This is a genomic window from Thalassobacillus hwangdonensis (genome assembly GCF_042675915.1).
Taxonomy (GTDB): domain Bacteria; phylum Bacillota; class Bacilli; order Bacillales; family Halobacillaceae; genus Thalassobacillus_A; species Thalassobacillus_A hwangdonensis.
The window spans coordinates 1,208,095-1,224,233 of record NZ_JBHTKL010000001.1 but is presented as its reverse complement, the minus strand read 5'-3'; the positions used below and the strand labels follow the sequence as shown (position 1 = coordinate 1,224,233).

The following is a 16,139-nucleotide window of genomic DNA, read 5'->3' as shown; positions in this document are numbered from 1 at the left end:
TAAAAAGGAGGGACACGGATGGAAGTGAAGGAGGATGTAGAACAGAGTCAAGAAGAAGCTAGCTATATCAAAGGGAAGCTTAATCGGATGATTTTTCACAATGATGAAGAACATTTCTCCATAGCTTCCGTCCGTATCTCGGAGACCAATGAAACTTTCGGTGAAAAAGATGTAGTCATAAAGGGGCACTTTTCTCCACTGGAAGAGGGAGAGACCTACCTGTTCAAGGGAAATGTAAAAACACATCCTAAATTTGGCCAACAGTATGAAGTGGACTTTTATCAACGCATGCTGCCGGAGTCAAAAGATGGGCTTGTGGCCTATCTGTCCAGTGATCTTTTCCATGGAGTAGGGAAAAAGACAGCCGAAAATATCGTCGGACATCTAGGTGAAGGGGCAGTGTCGGAGATTCTTGAAGATCGATCTGTTCTGAGTAGCGTTCCCGGCTTGAAAACAGAAACTGCAGACAAGCTGTACACTGCGCTTCGAGAACACCAGGGGTTTGAACATGTGGTCATCCATGTGGGGAAGTATGGATTTGGTCTGAAGCTCGCCCAAAAGATTTATAAGGTGTTTAAAGACCAGACATTGACGATCCTGCAGGAGGATCCTTATCAGCTGGTTTTTCATGTGGAAGGCTTCGGTTTCCAGCGGGCGGATGAAGTTGCTCGCGTGAATGAAGTTCCATTGGATCATCCGACCAGAATACGTGCAGGTTGCCTTTATGTACTCCAGCAAAGCATCCAGTCCGGCCATGTCTATCTCCCGACCGAGAATACATTGACGAAAGTTGAACGGTTATTGAATGCCAATGGACAAGCTGTCCAGTATGATGTAATCTCTTCTGAAATTATAAAAATGGGCGAAGAAGGACAGTTGATGGTCGAAGATGACCGGGTTTATCTACCGTCGTTATTCTATGCGGAAAATGGTTTCTGTCATCAACTGGATCGTATTACCGGCACAGAAGTAGATGGGAACTTCACGCAGGCAGAGCTGCTTAAGATCATCGGTCAATTGGAAGAAGAAGAGTCATTAAGCTATGGAAAGAACCAGTTCCATGCGATTGAACAGGCATTGAAATCGAAAGTGATGATATTGACCGGAGGTCCTGGGACAGGGAAAACCACGGTCATCAAAGGAATCATCCGTGCTTATGCAGAGCTGAACGATTTGTCGCTTGACCCGAAGGATTACGATCAGGACGAGCCTTTCCCTTTTATTCTGACGGCACCTACGGGAAGGGCGTCCAAACGGATGAATGAATCAACAGGCCTTCCTGCAAGAACAATCCACCGACTTTTGGGGTGGGACGGTAAGCAGACGTTCGAGAAAAATCAGAACAACCAGCTGGAAGGGAAACTTTTGATCGTCGATGAGTTCTCGATGGTCGATATGTGGCTGGCCAACCAACTGATGCGTGCGGTGCCATCTGGTATGCAAGTATTGCTCGTTGGGGACGAGGATCAGCTGCCATCCGTCGGTCCAGGCCAGGTGCTGAGTGATCTGCTCGGCTCAGAGCAATTGCCTTCCGTTCAACTGGATGAAGTCTTCCGTCAAAAGGAAGGATCCAAGATCATACAGTTGGCTCATGATATTAAAAACGACCGATGTACGATTGATTCATTGGAAAAGGCACAAGACTTTTCATTTTTACCTGCAACAGAACTCCAATTGGTCGATCTCGTCACAAAAATTGTGAAGAAGGCGTTGGATAAAGGAATTGAAGTGAGGGAGGTACAGGTCCTTGCACCGATGTACCGAACACAAGTCGGCATCCATCGGCTCAACGAAGAAATCCAAAAGCTGGTCAACCCTAAAAGTAATCAAAAAAGGGACATCACATTCAAAGATGTCACCTATCGTAAAGGGGACAAAGTGATTCAGCTGGTCAACCAGCCGGAGGAAGGTGTATATAATGGCGACATTGGTGAAGTGGCAGCGATTTTCCGTGCGGAAGAAAATGTCGACCAGGTTGAGCAGGTCGTCATCGATTTTGATGGAAAAGAAGTCGTCTATCCGAAAAAAGACCTGGTCAACATTACGCATGCGTATTGTACTTCCATTCATAAATCGCAGGGAAGCGAATTTTCCATCGTCATTCTTCCGGTCGTCCGCAGCTACCGGAGAATGCTCCGCAAAAATCTGCTGTACACGGCAATTACAAGAAGTAAACAGTCGCTAATTATTTGCGGTGACAGACAGGCATTCCTCGAAGGAATCAAAACCGAAGACACCAACACACGCTATACAAGATTAAAAGAGAAACTGATGGACAACAACGCAACCCCATTCGATGAGAATGAAGAAGAAGAACTATCCCCATACGACTTCATGTAACAACCCGGAACCTCAAACCAAAGAGGAACCGGGTTTTTTATTTCTCAACAAAACAAGAGATTTGTGAGTATTTGATGATTGATTATTTTTTAGATTCGGTTAATCATTTAGCGATTTAGAGTTGCACGTTCAGGGAGGGGTGGCTGGGAAACTGCTCGACTCCCGTGGGAGAAGGGGCTAGGCGAGACCCCACAGGGAGTAAAACGACCGAGGAGGCTCGCCAGCTCCCCCACAGGAAAGCAAGTAGTTTCCCAGCCGCCCTTTCCACTGATTCGGCATATCTGTCAAAGATTACATTGTATATATTTCCATACGATTGGGCAACATACGTGCTAAAAAGGAGTTTTTTCTAGTGATTTGCCCAAATTGTCGTAGAAAAGACATCGGTAAAGTCGGCACGAATCAATACTATTGCTGGAATTGCTATATAGAACTATCGCTGGAAGGCGGCAGGGTGAATGTCCACCAGATTGAAGAGGACGGCAGCTTGAGCTCGCTGAACGATCTATTCTACCAGGAAGCAGAATGAACCACTGATGGAGGAACGTACGAAAAAGTTATTTTCCAAGATTCTGCTTACGATTCTATTATTATTATGTCTGTTCCTTCTTGCCAAACTGTTCCCATATTATAAAGGATTGCTAGTCATCATTTGGAGAGTGCTCCTGCCCTTTCTCATTGCAGGGTTCATCGCATTTCTGCTTCATCCTGTAATTGAGAAACTGCACGCATTTCCGATGCCGAGATGGACAGCAATACTGATCATCTACCTATCCTTCTTTGGACTGATCGGTTACGGATTGTACAAAGGTCTGCCGCACATGATCAGGCAAATGAAGCAGCTGAATGAGCAGATTCCGGCTTTGACGGAGCAATATCGCTCCTTCATCTATCAACTCTATGAAAAAACTGCCGCTCTCCCTGAAGGATTTCACAATCAATTGGACCGGTCATTAAATCGGATGCAGGAGTGGTCAACCTCAAGGCTGGATGGAGTCATCACCAGCTTCACCGGGATCATGGATGTAGTGATCATCGCAGCAGTGATCCCTGTACTGACTTTTTATTTTCTGAAGGATTTCGAATTGATCAAGCGTGTGATGAAAAAGTTGACACCTAAGCGGTTCCAGCCTGAAGGAAAAGACATGCTTCGAGAAATGAACGCATCCCTTGGCGGCTATATCAGAGGGCAGCTGCTCGTATGTCTCATCGTCGGGGTGCTTGCGTTCATCGGGTTCTGGGTGATCGGGATCGATTACCCGCTTCTGCTCGGTGTCATCGTCGGTGCTACAAACATCATCCCCTATTTCGGTCCCTTGATCGGCGCCGTACCTGCAGTGATCATCGCACTCATCACTTCTGGAAAGATGGTGCTTTTCGTAGTGATCGTCATTGTTGTCGTCCAAATTGCTGAAGGAAATCTTGTTTCTCCGTACGTTGTGGGACGCACAACACACATCCATCCGATTCTTATCATCTTCGCTCTATTGGTCGGGGAAGAAGTGGCAGGTATTTTTGGAATGATTGTTGCAGTACCGATTTTGACCTGTGTAAAAGTCGTGGTTCAGCACCTCTGGCCATTGACAGGTCGTGATTGACATACTCAGTATAGTTATCTATAATAGCGCATATCAACGTCATTCGAATGAAAGCGAAGAAGGAAACGAGTAGATGACAGACCATTTAAAGAGAGAGGTTCCCATCAGGCTGGAAGGAAACTCAAATGAAGGGTCATCGAAGCTATTCTGGAGTGTGGCTAATCCCCACCGGTGTTGCACCGTTAACGCAAATGGAGTGATGGAAGGGACTCCCTTCCATAACCAGGGTGGTACCGCGGATTCAATCCCGTCCCTGCTTAATAGCAGGGACGGGATTTTTTTATTGTTCCGACGTCGACTTGAGGCTTTTCGAATACGGATAATCACTTGTAACTGGAGGTAGGAAACCATGAAAAAACTGAATTCATCTGAAGTAAGACAAATGTACCTTGATTTCTTCAAAGAAAAAGGGCATCGCGTGGAACCGAGCGCATCCCTCGTTCCACATGAAGACCCATCATTACTATGGATCAACAGTGGTGTTGCAACACTGAAAAAATATTTCGACGGCAGGGTGATTCCTGAAAATCCAAGGATTGTGAACGCACAGAAATCGATCCGTACCAACGACATCGAAAACGTAGGAAAGACGGCGCGTCACCATACGTTCTTTGAGATGCTTGGTAACTTTTCCATCGGTGACTATTTCAAAGTGGAAGCGATCGAGTGGGGATGGGAATTCCTTACGAGTGAGAAATGGCTTGGAATTGATCCGGAGCTGCTGTTTGTCACTGTCCATCCCGAAGACGATGAAGCACGGAACATATGGAAAGAAAATGTCGGCCTTGCTGATGACAAGATCATTCGTTTGGAAGAGAACTTCTGGGACATCGGCGAAGGTCCAAGTGGTCCGAATACGGAAATTTTCTTCGATCGTGGAGAGAAATACGGAAATGACCCACAGGACCCTGAACTTTACCCGGGTGGTGAAAATGAGCGCTATCTGGAAATCTGGAATCTCGTCTTCTCCCAGTTCAACCATAATCCGGATGACACGTACACACCGCTTCCTAAGAAAAACATCGATACTGGCATGGGGCTTGAGCGTGTAGTAAGTGCACTGCAGGATACGCCAACGAACTTTGAAACCGATCTGTTCTTGCCGATCATCAAAGAAACAGAAGCTTTCGCAACTGCACCTTATGGAGAAAGTGTCGAGGGAGATGTCGCATACAAGGTTATTGCCGACCATATCCGTACCGTTGCTTTCGCCATCAGTGATGGGGCACTTCCATCCAATGAAGGACGTGGATATGTCCTTCGTCGTCTGCTCCGTCGTGCGGTTCGATTCGCGAAGCAGATTGGCATTGAGAAGCCGTTTATGTATCAATTGGTGAGTGTTGTCGGTAATGTCATGGTAGACTTTTACCCTCAAATCAAAGAGAAGCATGATTTCATCCAGAATGTCATCAAAACGGAAGAAGACCGCTTCCATGAAACATTGAATGATGGACTAGCTATTCTGTCTGATATCATCAAACAGGAGACAGAGAAAGGCAGCAATGTCTTCCCTGGTAAAGAGGTGTTCCGCCTGTATGATACCTATGGATTCCCGAAGGAGCTTACTGAGGAATACGTCGATGAAGCAGGCTTCATCATTGACGAAGCAGGGTTCCAGGAAGAAATGGAAAAGCAGAGGGAACGTGCGCGTAACGCACGGGCAAAGTCCGACTCCATGCAGGTTCAGGAAGGTGTCCTTGGTGATGTAAAAGTGGCAAGCACCTTCATCGGTTACGACCGCTTGAATGCAGATACAGAAATCGTGGAGTTGATCAAAGGAAAAAACTTCGCAGACAAGGCAGAGCAGGGTGACACGGTCTATCTGTTCCTGAAAGAGACACCATTCTATGCGGAAAGTGGTGGTCAGATTGCAGATAAAGGAACACTTAAAGCAACGAATGCAACGATAGAAGTGAACAACGTCCAGAAAGCACCGAATGGCCAGCATATGCATGAAGCTACTGTTGTCGAAGGAACGATAGAAAAAGGGGAAAATGTAACAGCAGTGGTTGATGCAAAATCCCGCTCCTTCATCGTCAAGAATCACACGGCAACACACCTTTTGCACCAGGCATTGAAAGATGTACTTGGCGACCACGTCAATCAGGCAGGTTCACTTGTCGCGCCGGATCGTCTTCGCTTTGACTTCTCTCATTTCGGATCGGTTTCCGAGGAAGAAAGAAACCGTATTGAAACAATCGTCAATGAAAAGGTATGGGAGTCGATCGTGGTAACCATCGGCAATCATTCGATGGAAGAAGCGAAAGAGATGGGCGCAATGGCACTTTTCGGAGAAAAGTATGGAGACGTCGTCCGTGTCGTTCGCGTTGGAGATTACAGCCTGGAACTGTGTGGAGGCTGTCATGTACGGAACACAGCTGAAATCGGTTTGTTCAAAATTACATCTGAATCCGGAATCGGAGCAGGTACTCGCAGGATTGAAGCAGTGACAGGAAAAGGTGCATATGAATTCATGAACGGCAAACTGTCTGTCCTGACAGAGGCAGCAGATCGCCTGAAGACGAAGCAGGATCAAGTACCAGAACGAATTGAAACCCTTTTCCAGGAGATGAAAGACCTCCAGAAGGAAAACGATTCACTTGCACAAAAACTTTCGAACATGGAAGCGAGCTCCATCCTCGATGATGTCGAAGAAGTGGACGGAGTCAAAGTGCTTGCTAAACAAGTGGATGTAAAAGATGTGAATGCCTTACGTGGTATGATGGATGAACTGAAGCAGAAAGTAGGCTCAGGCATCATCCTGCTTGCAACACCAAATGGTGATAAAGTGCAGCTGATTGCAGGAGTTTCCAAAGACCTTGTCGAAAAAGGATTCCATGCTGGGCAGCTTGTCAAAGGAGCAGCATCCCGTTGTGGCGGTGGCGGTGGTGGCCGTCCAGACATGGCTCAGGCAGGTGGAAAGGATCCATCCAGGATTCAGGAAGCGCTTGATTTTGCAAAAGAATATGTCGAAACAAACGCTTGATTTTCCAATTGTCCAATTAAGGTATATAATGTAGATAAACTCTGAAAAGGTGCGAGGTGTTGACGATGAGTTCGATGGATAAAACGATGAAGTTCAACTTTTCTGAAGAACCGTTCGATCAGGATGTAAGGTCCGTCTTGTTGTCGGTCCATGAAGCGTTGAAAGAGAAGGGCTACAATCCGATCAATCAGATTGTAGGGTATCTGTTATCCGGGGATCCTGCGTATATTCCTCGCCACAACGATGCGAGAAATCTGATCCGTAAGATGGAGCGCGATGAATTGATCGAGGAATTGGTCAAATACTACTTGGAAGGAAACAAATAACTACAACTATGAAAACAATCGGGTTAGACGTAGGTTCAAAAACCATCGGAGTGGCGGTATCGGATGCACTCGGGTGGACTGCTCAAGGACTGACGACATTGAAATGGGAAGAGCCGGATTTCGCTACTGCCAAAGATGAACTGCAAAAGATCATCGATCAGCATGATATCACAAAGGCAGTAATCGGTCTTCCTAAGAATATGAATGCAACAATCGGTCCAAGAGGAGAAGCAAGTCAGACTTTCGCAAAAGAGCTGGAAGCTGCTTTCAACATCCCAGTAGCTTTATGGGACGAGCGCTTGACCACAATGGCAGCTGAACGTGTCCTGCTTGATGCAGATGTCAGCCGCAAGAAGCGGAAGAAAGTAATTGATAAGATGGCAGCAGTAATGATTTTACAAAGTTATCTGGATGCCAATCAATAAGGAGGATTCATCAATGCCAATCGAAGAACGTGAGAGAATCATCATTCCTGATGAAAACGAAGAAGAACATTTATTTGAGGTACTGTTCACATTTGATGTGGATCAGACCGGCAACTCTTATATGGCAGTCGTTCCTGCTGAGCAGAAGGACGACGAAGAAGTTGAAGTGTTCGCATTCCGATATGAAGAAAAAGAAGGCGAAGGCGATGAAGATGATTTAGCACTATTCCAGATCGAGTCCGATGAAGAGTGGGAAATGGTCGAAGAAATGCTGAATACGTTGACGGAAGAAGAAGAGTAACACCGCTTTAACAGTGCGCTTTCCAACTTGGGAAGCGCACTTTACATAGGTAAGGAAAACGTGAAATTAATTTGAATAGTATGGAAATGCACTCGGAATTTGTAGTATAATGTACCGGGTGAGGAGGATCATTTATGTCTGATTCAAATAACTTCGAAAAGAAATATAAAGACCGTGCAAAAAAGCGCGGAGATGAAGCAAGCCTTGTAAGAAAAATCGTCATTACTATACTTACTATCCTTTTGGTCATCATAATCGGTGGAGGGGTGTCAGGCTATCTATATGTCAAATCAGCAATGCAGCCTGTAGACGCATCCGATAATTCCGAAATTGCAATCAATGTACCGATGGGATCATCAACTTCTCAAATAGCTGAAATTCTAGAAGAAAACGGAGTAATTGAAAATAGCCTCATTTTCCGTTTTTATACGAAATTCAAGAACGAATCCGGCTTCCAGGCTGGAGAATACAGCTTCTCTGCTGCTATGACGTTCGATCAGATCATTGAATCATTGAAAACAGGGAAGGTCATCAGGGATCCATTATTCAAAGTGACCATACCGGAAGGCAGAAACTTGGAGCAAATAGCTGCAATCTACGCAGAATCTCCAAATACGAATTTCTCTGAGGCTGAATTCATGGAAAGGGCAAACGATGAAGAATATGTACAATCATTGAAGAGCCAGTTTCCGAGTCTATTGACAGATGAAATTCTGCAGGAAGACATCCGTTATCCACTGGAAGGGTATTTATTCGCGTCTACCTATCAATTCTACAGTGATAACCCTAGTATCGAAGCAATCATCCAAAAGATGCTGGAACAGACGAGAGATGTGGTAGTTCCGTACAAGAATGCCTTTGAGGATAAGAACATGACCATTCACGAGGGGATCACGTTTGCATCCTTACTTGAGAATGAAGCTCGAAGTGAAGAAGACCGTAAGAAAATTGCAGGCGTATTCTATAATCGTCTGGATGAAGGAATGCCGCTACAAACGGATCCGACAGTACTATATGCGTTAGGCAAACATAAAGACCGTGTCCTTTACGAGGATTTGGAAGTGGAATCCCCATATAATACGTATCAGATCCAAGGTCTTCCGGTCGGTCCGATTTCCAACTTCAACAAAAATGCACTCGTAGCTGCAGCTGAACCTGCTGAGAACGAGTATCTGTACTTCCTTGCGAGCAGTGAAGATGGAACGGTCTACTACGCTGAGACTTTGGAGAAGCATAACAAGTTGAAGGCGGAACATATCAATTAATTCATACGAAAAAGAATGTACAGACAGACGTGTACATTCTTTTTTTCCATCGTAGATATCTTTGACAACCTTGAAATTCCAGGTGAAATGAACAATGTTTTTATGTTAAAATAATAGGGTTGCAAAAGCGAAGACAAAAGAACATGAGGAGTCTTGCACATGGAACAAAATGAATATCTGGCAAGTCTGCTTCCTTCTGGAGCTCCCTGGGTTGAAGATATGGAGCGTTATGCAGAACAACATCATATTCCAATTATGGAACCGACAGGCATCCATTTTTTGATGCAGCTGATCAGGATCAAACGGCCTGATAAAATACTTGAAGTCGGAGCGGCGATCGGTTATTCTGCCTTACGAATGAAAGAAGCGTACCCCGAGACTGAAATCGTCACCATCGAGCGAGATCAGGACCGTTATGAGACAGCAAAGCGCTACCTTGATTCGTTGGATAAAGAAGGGCAGATCAACCTTGTCTACGGCGATGCATTGGAAGTGAAAGAGCAAATCGCAGCACAGGCTCCGTACGACCTCATATTCATTGATGCTGCCAAAGGGAAGTATCAGACATTTTTTGAAATGTTTGCCCCGATGCTGGCGGATAAAGGAATGATTGTATCTGATAACGTCCTGTTCAAAGGTTATGTTCATGGCCGGGAGGACGACAATAAGAAGATGCACAAAATCGGCCGGAAAATAGATGCCTACAACCAATGGCTTATGCAGCAGGATGATTTTGAAACGAACATCGTCCCGATCGGTGATGGTGTTGCAATAAGTGTGAAAAAATAGTGTTAGCAATCATATGGATGCAAGTGGAAAGGAGAAACATACAGAATGTCTGATAGACCTGTAGTAATAGGAGTAGCTGGTGGTACCGGCTCTGGAAAGACTAGCGTTACACGTTCCATCATTCAGAACTTTGCAGATAAAACGATCCTGATGATCGAACAGGATTATTACTATAAAGATCAGAGTCACCTTCCTTTTGAAGAGCGTTTGAAGACGAACTACGACCACCCATTGGCGTTCGATAATGACTTGCTGATCGAGCACCTCCAACAGTTGATGGAGGAGGAGACGGTACAGAAACCTGTTTATGATTACAAGCTTCATACGCGGTCGGATGAAACGATCGAAGTAGAACCTAAAGAAGTCATCATCGTGGAAGGGATCCTGGTGCTTGAGGACGAACGTTTGCGTGATTTGATGGATATCAAGGTGTTTGTCGATACGGATGCTGATGTAAGGATCATCCGACGCTTGATGCGTGACATCAAAGAACGTGGTCGTACGATAGACTCAGTCATCGATCAGTACATCAATGTCGTACGCCCGATGCACCTGCAGTTCGTCGAGCCGACGAAGCGGTATGCGGATATCATCATTCCGGAAGGCGGACAGAATCATGTCGCCATCGATCTGATGACGACTAAAATACAGACCATCCTTCAACGCCAAACCCAGCAGCAATAATAAAAAAGAGTTGAAATGTCATATGAAATTTGGCATAGTTTATGTTAGAAGTTCTAGACAAACCAATTCCACGATAAACTGAAATATATCCTTATAGAGCGCACATCAAATGTGCCTCTCTTTTTATACTTTCATACAGGAAAGCGTTCTTTCTTGACCCATTGAAGTATGTAAGGCAGAATATGAGGAATGATAGTTTCGTGACAAAAGGAGTGTAGGTTAAATGGCTGAAGAAAAAAGTTATTATATGACCCAGGAAGGTAAAGAGAAACTAGAAAAAGAACTGCATTACCTGAAGACGGAGCGTCGTCAGGAAGTAGTCGAGCGAATCAAGATTGCTCGTGGGTTCGGAGACCTTTCCGAGAATTCCGAGTACGATGCTGCGAAGGACGAGCAGGCTTTCGTCGAATCCAGGATCTCACAAGTGGAAACGATGATCCGCAATGCAGTCATCATTGAAAATGATAACCAGAATCCAAATATGGTTTCCCTCGGAAAATCAGTCACCTTCCACGAACTGCCTGATGGTGATGAAGAGACTTACATGATTGTAGGAAGTGCAGAAGCAGATCCGTTCGAAGGGAAAATTTCCAACGAGTCTCCAATGGCAAAAAGCCTGATCGGTCATGAAATTGGTGAACAGGTATCCGTAGTTACTCCAGGCGGAGAAATCGAAGTGAAAATTGTAAGTGTTAAATAAAGGAATGACTTGAAAGCTGCCAGCTAGCCTGGCAGCTTTTTTTCGTCGAAATTACTCACTCCACATCTAAAGGTCACCCTTCACTCTGGTTTATTTATGGGGAAATCGTTCCATAATGTTAAAGAAGAGGAGGTGATCCGACATGAGAAGGAAACGATTATACATATGGATGATTTGTTTAATAGCAGGATTTGCAGGGTTGATTTATAAGTTGATGGATATCCAATTGTTCCATGCAGAGGATTACGGACCTTCAAGTGTCAATTTATTAGAAGAAAGTGTCAATCAACGCTCCTCGAAAATTACACTTTCTGATGGAAGAGGAGTTTTCGTCGATCGAAATGGATCTCCGCTTCACTATACTTCGAAGAAAGATATAGTGGTCTTTCCTTTCGTTCAGGGGGTAACGGATCTTTCACATACCATCCGTGAACGATTGGGCGTGTCAGAACAGGAGTGGAATACTTGGTTCACTGATGAGAAGCAGCCGTTTTTCCTATCAGACAAATGGATGGCAATACCTGATACGATGTATGATGAAGTAGAAAAATTGAAGCTGCCTGGTCTGATAGCAGTCGAGAGAAAGTCTGAAGTGGACGAGGGTGGTGCAGATCACCTTCTCGGTATCACAAGAAGTGATAAAGAGGGGTTTGATCAGCGATATCCTGAACGGAAAGGTGAGACCCCTGTTGAGTATGGACTGACAGGCCTGGAGAAAGCATTTGATCCTTTTCTATCAGGGAAAGGGGAACAAGTCCTGCAATACCATGTGGATGCGATGGGGAATCCTTTATTGGGAATGGATATGAGGCTGAGAAGCATGGAGGATACCTTTTATCCGCTTGAGTTACGAACGACACTTGATAAGAACCTTCAGGAAAGGCTGGAGAGGATTGTGCTTCAGTCTAATATGAAAGAAGGGGGGGCAGTACTTCTTGATGTCGAGAAGAGGGAAGTGTTGGCATTAGTGAGTCTTCCATCCATTAACAAACAGGACCCATATGCGAATAATAATGCCTCGAATAGGATGTTGATGCCATTCAACCCTGGATCCGTATTCAAGACCGTCATTGCAGCTGCTGCATTGGAAAATCATCCTGAAGCCCTTTTACAAACGTATGATTGTAATCTTGATTTATATGGAAAGCCCGGGGCAGAGCGACAGCTTGGTTCTTTAAGCTTCACGGACAGCTTTGCACAAAGCTGTAATTATACGTTTGGCCAGGTTGCGAATGAACTTGCTTCCATGGATCGCAATTTAATCTCGTTGTATGCAGATAAACTTGGATTGATGGACCGTGTGGGTTGGTCTGGTCAGCTCTTTCACTATGACGCCTTTCGCCAGCTTCCTGAAGAAGGTGCTGGGACCATTTGGGGGGATGGGTATGACCCAGGAGTGGAAGATGCGATCAGACAGACAGCAATCGGCCAGAAAAATGTGAAAGTGACTCCGCTTGCGGTAGCCAATATGATGGCAACAATCGCTGAAGACGGAGTTTATAAAAATGTGAAAGCGGTAAATGAAATTGCCTATCATAATGGTTCAATGATGTACCGATTCGAAACGAAACCAGAACAGCGTTTCTCCTCTGTGACTGCCGTTAAGCTGCAGCAGCTGCTTGAGCAGGTAGTCGATGCAGGCACGGGCACTTACTTGGCAAATGTTGAAGTGGCAGGTAAGTCAGGAACCGCAGAGACAGGCAAAAAAAATACAAACCATTACTGGTTTGCAGGTTACTTTCCGAGGAAAGACCCGAAATATGCACTCGCACTTGTGGAACTGAATCAGAAACCAGCAGATCAGTCCCTTTACGACACATATTCGAAGATTGTACATGCTGTTTCAGATACATCCGACGACCATTCCGTCCAATAGTTGCCGGATGTACGTTCATTGCTGCGCAGTCAATGGATTGTTCATCAGTTGATAGGAATAGTTTGGCATCAAGACTTTTTTTATAAACGCTTCTTTCTCTGTCGTAATAAGGAAATGGAAAACTGTCATCTCTTCCACTTCTTCAAACTGACCAATCAATCCATTGACAAAATAAATATGTAGCTGTTTCCCAGTCTTGTCATATCCGATCTGCTCAAAGCTCTCATTCCCCCACAGTACAGAATCGAATGTTGCGAAATTCAATTATCATCACCTCATCATCCTAGTAATTATTTATTAGATAGATATGTAAAACTTCCTTCCACTATTCCAAAACTAGTGAATAATCGACAAAAGAAATTTTTATATGATGGCACTGGTATATCTCATGTAGATTTTCCGGTAATGGTTCCTTTTGCTGAAGACTTAAGGTAAGTTGTTTCCTTGTCAGGTATGAGCCTTGGAGGTGACGGGAAAATCGATTTACAGTTCTTCAATCTTGAAAAGTGCCTACATTCGTAACATGGAACTAATTTTTTGAAAATCATGCAGGGTGAGGGTTGTTCACGAAATACAAAGAGGGCGGCTGGGAAACTGCTCGACTCCCGTGGGAGAAGGGCCTAGGCGAGACCCCACAGGGAGTAAAACGACCGAGGAGGCTCGCCAGCTCCCCCACAGGAAAGCGAGTAGTTTACCAGCCGCCCTTTCCGGTAATTTGGCACCGATCTATAATTTTCGAAAGTGGCTCGTCCAATATTCGGTACTAATGTTGAATAAACATTTGATGAAACAACGACTTTTACAGAGTCTATTTGATAAGAAGATGTAAGAATTGAAGGATTGGTAACAACGCTCGATTCTTGTATAATGAAATCAGGAAAAAAAGGAGAGTGGTCGTTATGGATCGCAAAGATACATATACACGGATGAATCGTAGAGAGAAGCGAAAACAAGGCAGCATCCTCATGAAATGGATTATTAGTGGAGGTGGAATCCTCATTCTTGTTCTGCTGGGAATGTTTTTCGTCAATGGAGATGAAGAGCAATCACCATCTGCTGGAGGAGACGAAAATAATGCTGCGGAACAGCAAGAAGAAGAGGAAGCAGCGCAGGATGAAAATCAAGAACAGACAGAAGAGGCTGACGAAGACCTGGAAGTAGAATCGGGTTCAGAGGATGAAGAGAGCACCAATGAAGAAGATGAAGCCGGTACTGATGAAGATGCGGAAGAGTCCGGAAGTGAAGAAGAGGGAGAGACGGTCATCGAGGAAAGTGACGACGAAAATGTCTCCCGCGTCATTAAAAAAGATTGGCAGCCGGTAGGTACGGAGCAGCAAGGAGAGCATACGGTAAGTTGGGATGAAGGCTCACAGGACCGGAACGAAATGCTGGCGGCAGTAAGTAAAGCGACAGGTATCAGTTCTGGCGACATGATCGTCTGGTGGATCGATGGCATGGGTCCTCAGAAAGTAAATGTGACAGTGACAGACAGTGCTGAAACGCAGCCTTACCGTGTCTACGTCGAGTGGGTCGATGGTCAGGGCTATAAACCTACCAAGGTGGAAGAACTCGTAGAAAACGATAAAAAATAATTACAGACAACACAGAGAACTGGAAGGGGATTACACATGACAATCGGAATCATTGGAGCAATGGATGAAGAAATCGAACTATTAAAACAGAACATCGAAGTAGAGAAGGAAGAGGAAGTAGCTGGTACCCCATTTATAAAAGGGAGGCTTCATGGGAAGGATGTCGTCCTATTGAAATCCGGGATCGGCAAAGTGAACGCTGCGGTTGCTGCTACGGTCCTTCATGAACGATATCAGCCGGAGCAGATCATCAACACAGGCTCTGCCGGCGGGTTTGCAAAGGAATTGGAAGTGGGGGATGTGGTCATCTCCTCATTAGTGACTCACCATGATGTGGATGTTACTGCATTCAAATATGAGTATGGTCAAGTGCCGGGAATGCCTGCTATGTACGCTGCTGATGAAACATTGATGGAAAAGGCAATGGAAGCTGTTAAGAATACTGATGCAAAAGCGGCCAAAGGGATCATTGCAACAGGAGATTCCTTTATGCAGGAAGAAGCGCGGGTAGGGATGGTTAGAAAAAGATTCCCTGAAATGATTGCTGCTGAAATGGAAGCAGCTGCGATTGCTCAAGTATGCTTCAAATACGGCACACCGTTTGTCGTCATCAGGGCGTTATCTGATATTGCAGGGAAGGAATCTTCGCTATCCTTTGATCAATTCCTTGTCAAAGCCGCAGAAAATGCAGCTACAATCATCATGACGATGATCAGAAACTTGTAGTTTACAGTAATTACCACCTGTAAGATTCATAGACCATGTTACAATGAAACTTGCAGGAGGTGGACAGATGATGAATCCTGTCAAAGAACTTAAAGGTAAAATAGATGATTTCAAACGATTTATTATGACATTACTCATTTTGAGCAGTTATTTATTCATAGGAACGCTGATCAGTATGTACGAGTATAAGAACGGTCTTGAAGGACTGATGATGGCCCTTACGGTAACAGGGCTTGGTGTTGCGTTCTATTTCACTTTGAAAGTGAGCCGTTTTCAAAAACAATTGTATGAACTAGATGAAAAAGCAGGTGAATAGATCATTCACCTGCTTTTACTTTTGCATCGCCTACTAGGTTTCTGCGAGCATATTCAATTAAAAATACTTATAGTGATTGTTGTAGAACCAGAAACCACCCAAAATGATTAGCAGGATCAGCAAGACGACGATCAGTGCACCATACCATTGTCCTCCTCCATAAGGATAAGGAGGATATGGAGGTGGGTAGTAACCATACATAGGTAATGCCCCCT

The 16,139-nt window shown here is 44.7% G+C and carries 17 protein-coding genes and 1 other annotated feature; of the genes, 15 read left to right on the top strand and 2 right to left on the bottom strand.

Going from position 1 to position 16,139, the window contains the following annotated elements; all coding sequences use genetic code 11:
* Nucleotides 1–18: 18 nt before the first annotated feature.
* The 12 genes from recD2 (at nucleotide 19) to ACFQ2J_RS06515 (ending at nucleotide 13,290) form a co-directional block, all read left to right on the top strand.
* Nucleotides 19–2,340, top strand: coding sequence for an SF1B family DNA helicase RecD2 (gene recD2 / locus ACFQ2J_RS06570; RefSeq protein ID WP_386057678.1), 2,322 nt, complete (start codon nucleotides 19–21; stop codon nucleotides 2,338–2,340).
* 325 nt (nucleotides 2,341–2,665) lie between these two features.
* Complete coding sequence (locus tag ACFQ2J_RS06565; RefSeq protein ID WP_386058371.1) at nucleotides 2,666–2,869, top strand: hypothetical protein; 204 nt, start codon at nucleotides 2,666–2,668, stop codon at nucleotides 2,867–2,869.
* Nucleotides 2,870–2,876: 7 nt separating this feature from the next.
* Complete coding sequence (locus ACFQ2J_RS06560; RefSeq protein WP_386057676.1) at nucleotides 2,877–3,938, top strand: AI-2E family transporter; 1,062 nt, start codon at nucleotides 2,877–2,879, stop codon at nucleotides 3,936–3,938.
* Nucleotides 3,939–3,985: 47 nt separating this feature from the next.
* Nucleotides 3,986–4,196: a binding site (T-box leader), on the top strand.
* Nucleotides 4,197–4,287: 91 nt separating this feature from the next.
* Nucleotides 4,288–6,924, top strand: coding sequence for an alanine--tRNA ligase (gene alaS / locus ACFQ2J_RS06555; RefSeq protein ID WP_386057674.1), 2,637 nt, complete (start codon nucleotides 4,288–4,290; stop codon nucleotides 6,922–6,924).
* A 65-nt stretch (nucleotides 6,925–6,989) separates the two neighbouring features.
* Nucleotides 6,990–7,250 carry an IreB family regulatory phosphoprotein gene (locus ACFQ2J_RS06550; RefSeq protein WP_386057672.1) on the top strand — a complete coding sequence of 87 codons (261 nt, stop codon included), beginning with the start codon at nucleotides 6,990–6,992 and terminating at the stop codon, nucleotides 7,248–7,250.
* An 8-nt stretch (nucleotides 7,251–7,258) separates the two neighbouring features.
* A complete protein-coding gene (ruvX, locus tag ACFQ2J_RS06545) occupies nucleotides 7,259–7,675 on the top strand; it encodes a Holliday junction resolvase RuvX (protein ID WP_386057671.1) in 417 nt (138 codons plus the stop codon).
* A gap of 13 nt (nucleotides 7,676–7,688) precedes the next feature.
* On the top strand, nucleotides 7,689–7,976 hold the full coding sequence (locus tag ACFQ2J_RS06540; RefSeq protein ID WP_386057669.1) for a DUF1292 domain-containing protein: 288 nt from the start codon (nucleotides 7,689–7,691) through the stop codon (nucleotides 7,974–7,976).
* 134 nt (nucleotides 7,977–8,110) lie between these two features.
* Nucleotides 8,111–9,241: an endolytic transglycosylase MltG gene (mltG, locus tag ACFQ2J_RS06535; protein ID WP_386057667.1), complete on the top strand. Its 1,131-nt coding sequence runs from the start codon at nucleotides 8,111–8,113 to the stop codon at nucleotides 9,239–9,241.
* A gap of 159 nt (nucleotides 9,242–9,400) precedes the next feature.
* On the top strand, nucleotides 9,401–10,030 hold the full coding sequence (locus ACFQ2J_RS06530) for an O-methyltransferase (protein ID WP_386057665.1): 630 nt from the start codon (nucleotides 9,401–9,403) through the stop codon (nucleotides 10,028–10,030).
* A 45-nt stretch (nucleotides 10,031–10,075) separates the two neighbouring features.
* Entirely contained in the window at nucleotides 10,076–10,714 is a 639-nt protein-coding gene (gene udk, locus ACFQ2J_RS06525; protein ID WP_386057663.1) for a uridine kinase, read from the top strand.
* Nucleotides 10,715–10,937: 223 nt separating this feature from the next.
* On the top strand, nucleotides 10,938–11,414 hold the full coding sequence (gene greA, locus ACFQ2J_RS06520) for a transcription elongation factor GreA (protein WP_386057661.1): 477 nt from the start codon (nucleotides 10,938–10,940) through the stop codon (nucleotides 11,412–11,414).
* Nucleotides 11,415–11,556: 142 nt separating this feature from the next.
* Nucleotides 11,557–13,290, top strand: a complete 1,734-nt coding sequence (locus ACFQ2J_RS06515; protein WP_386057659.1) for a peptidoglycan D,D-transpeptidase FtsI family protein — start codon at nucleotides 11,557–11,559, stop codon at nucleotides 13,288–13,290.
* A 15-nt stretch (nucleotides 13,291–13,305) separates the two neighbouring features.
* Here ACFQ2J_RS06515 and ACFQ2J_RS06510 read toward each other — a convergent pair whose 3' ends face one another.
* A complete protein-coding gene (locus ACFQ2J_RS06510) occupies nucleotides 13,306–13,554 on the bottom strand; it encodes a KTSC domain-containing protein (RefSeq protein WP_386057657.1) in 249 nt (82 codons plus the stop codon).
* 635 nt (nucleotides 13,555–14,189) lie between these two features.
* Between ACFQ2J_RS06510 and ACFQ2J_RS06505 the strand changes: the two genes are divergently transcribed.
* The 3 genes from ACFQ2J_RS06505 (at nucleotide 14,190) to ACFQ2J_RS06495 (ending at nucleotide 15,924) form a co-directional block, all read left to right on the top strand.
* Nucleotides 14,190–14,882 carry a YrrS family protein gene (locus ACFQ2J_RS06505; protein WP_386057655.1) on the top strand — a complete coding sequence of 231 codons (693 nt, stop codon included), beginning with the start codon at nucleotides 14,190–14,192 and terminating at the stop codon, nucleotides 14,880–14,882.
* Between the two features lie 36 nt (nucleotides 14,883–14,918).
* Nucleotides 14,919–15,608, top strand: coding sequence for a 5'-methylthioadenosine/S-adenosylhomocysteine nucleosidase (gene mtnN, locus ACFQ2J_RS06500; protein WP_386057654.1), 690 nt, complete (start codon nucleotides 14,919–14,921; stop codon nucleotides 15,606–15,608).
* 67 nt (nucleotides 15,609–15,675) lie between these two features.
* Nucleotides 15,676–15,924, top strand: coding sequence for a YrhC family protein (locus tag ACFQ2J_RS06495; protein WP_386057652.1), 249 nt, complete (start codon nucleotides 15,676–15,678; stop codon nucleotides 15,922–15,924).
* A 57-nt stretch (nucleotides 15,925–15,981) separates the two neighbouring features.
* On the opposite strand, the gene ACFQ2J_RS06490 is transcribed toward ACFQ2J_RS06495, so the two are convergent.
* A complete protein-coding gene (locus ACFQ2J_RS06490) occupies nucleotides 15,982–16,125 on the bottom strand; it encodes a hypothetical protein (RefSeq protein WP_386057650.1) in 144 nt (47 codons plus the stop codon).
* Between the last annotated feature and the right edge of the window lie 14 nt (nucleotides 16,126–16,139).

Bases quoted from the DNA above. Each gene is read 5' to 3' on its own strand.
- recD2 (WP_386057678.1), top strand. From the start codon at position 19: ATGGAAGTGAAGGAGGATGTAGAACAGAGTCAAGAAGAAGCTAGCTAT.
- ACFQ2J_RS06560 (WP_386057676.1), top strand. From the start codon at position 2,877: ATGGAGGAACGTACGAAAAAGTTATTTTCCAAGATTCTGCTTACGATT.
- alaS (WP_386057674.1), top strand. From the start codon at position 4,288: ATGAAAAAACTGAATTCATCTGAAGTAAGACAAATGTACCTTGATTTC.
- ACFQ2J_RS06550 (WP_386057672.1), top strand. From the start codon at position 6,990: ATGAGTTCGATGGATAAAACGATGAAGTTCAACTTTTCTGAAGAACCG.
- ruvX (WP_386057671.1), top strand. From the start codon at position 7,259: ATGAAAACAATCGGGTTAGACGTAGGTTCAAAAACCATCGGAGTGGCG.
- ACFQ2J_RS06540 (WP_386057669.1), top strand. From the start codon at position 7,689: ATGCCAATCGAAGAACGTGAGAGAATCATCATTCCTGATGAAAACGAA.
- mltG (WP_386057667.1), top strand. From the start codon at position 8,111: ATGTCTGATTCAAATAACTTCGAAAAGAAATATAAAGACCGTGCAAAA.
- ACFQ2J_RS06530 (WP_386057665.1), top strand. From the start codon at position 9,401: ATGGAACAAAATGAATATCTGGCAAGTCTGCTTCCTTCTGGAGCTCCC.
- udk (WP_386057663.1), top strand. From the start codon at position 10,076: ATGTCTGATAGACCTGTAGTAATAGGAGTAGCTGGTGGTACCGGCTCT.
- greA (WP_386057661.1), top strand. From the start codon at position 10,938: ATGGCTGAAGAAAAAAGTTATTATATGACCCAGGAAGGTAAAGAGAAA.
- ACFQ2J_RS06515 (WP_386057659.1), top strand. From the start codon at position 11,557: ATGAGAAGGAAACGATTATACATATGGATGATTTGTTTAATAGCAGGA.
- ACFQ2J_RS06505 (WP_386057655.1), top strand. From the start codon at position 14,190: ATGGATCGCAAAGATACATATACACGGATGAATCGTAGAGAGAAGCGA.
- mtnN (WP_386057654.1), top strand. From the start codon at position 14,919: ATGACAATCGGAATCATTGGAGCAATGGATGAAGAAATCGAACTATTA.
- ACFQ2J_RS06495 (WP_386057652.1), top strand. From the start codon at position 15,676: ATGATGAATCCTGTCAAAGAACTTAAAGGTAAAATAGATGATTTCAAA.
- ACFQ2J_RS06490 (WP_386057650.1), bottom strand. From the start codon at position 16,125: ATGTATGGTTACTACCCACCTCCATATCCTCCTTATCCTTATGGAGGA.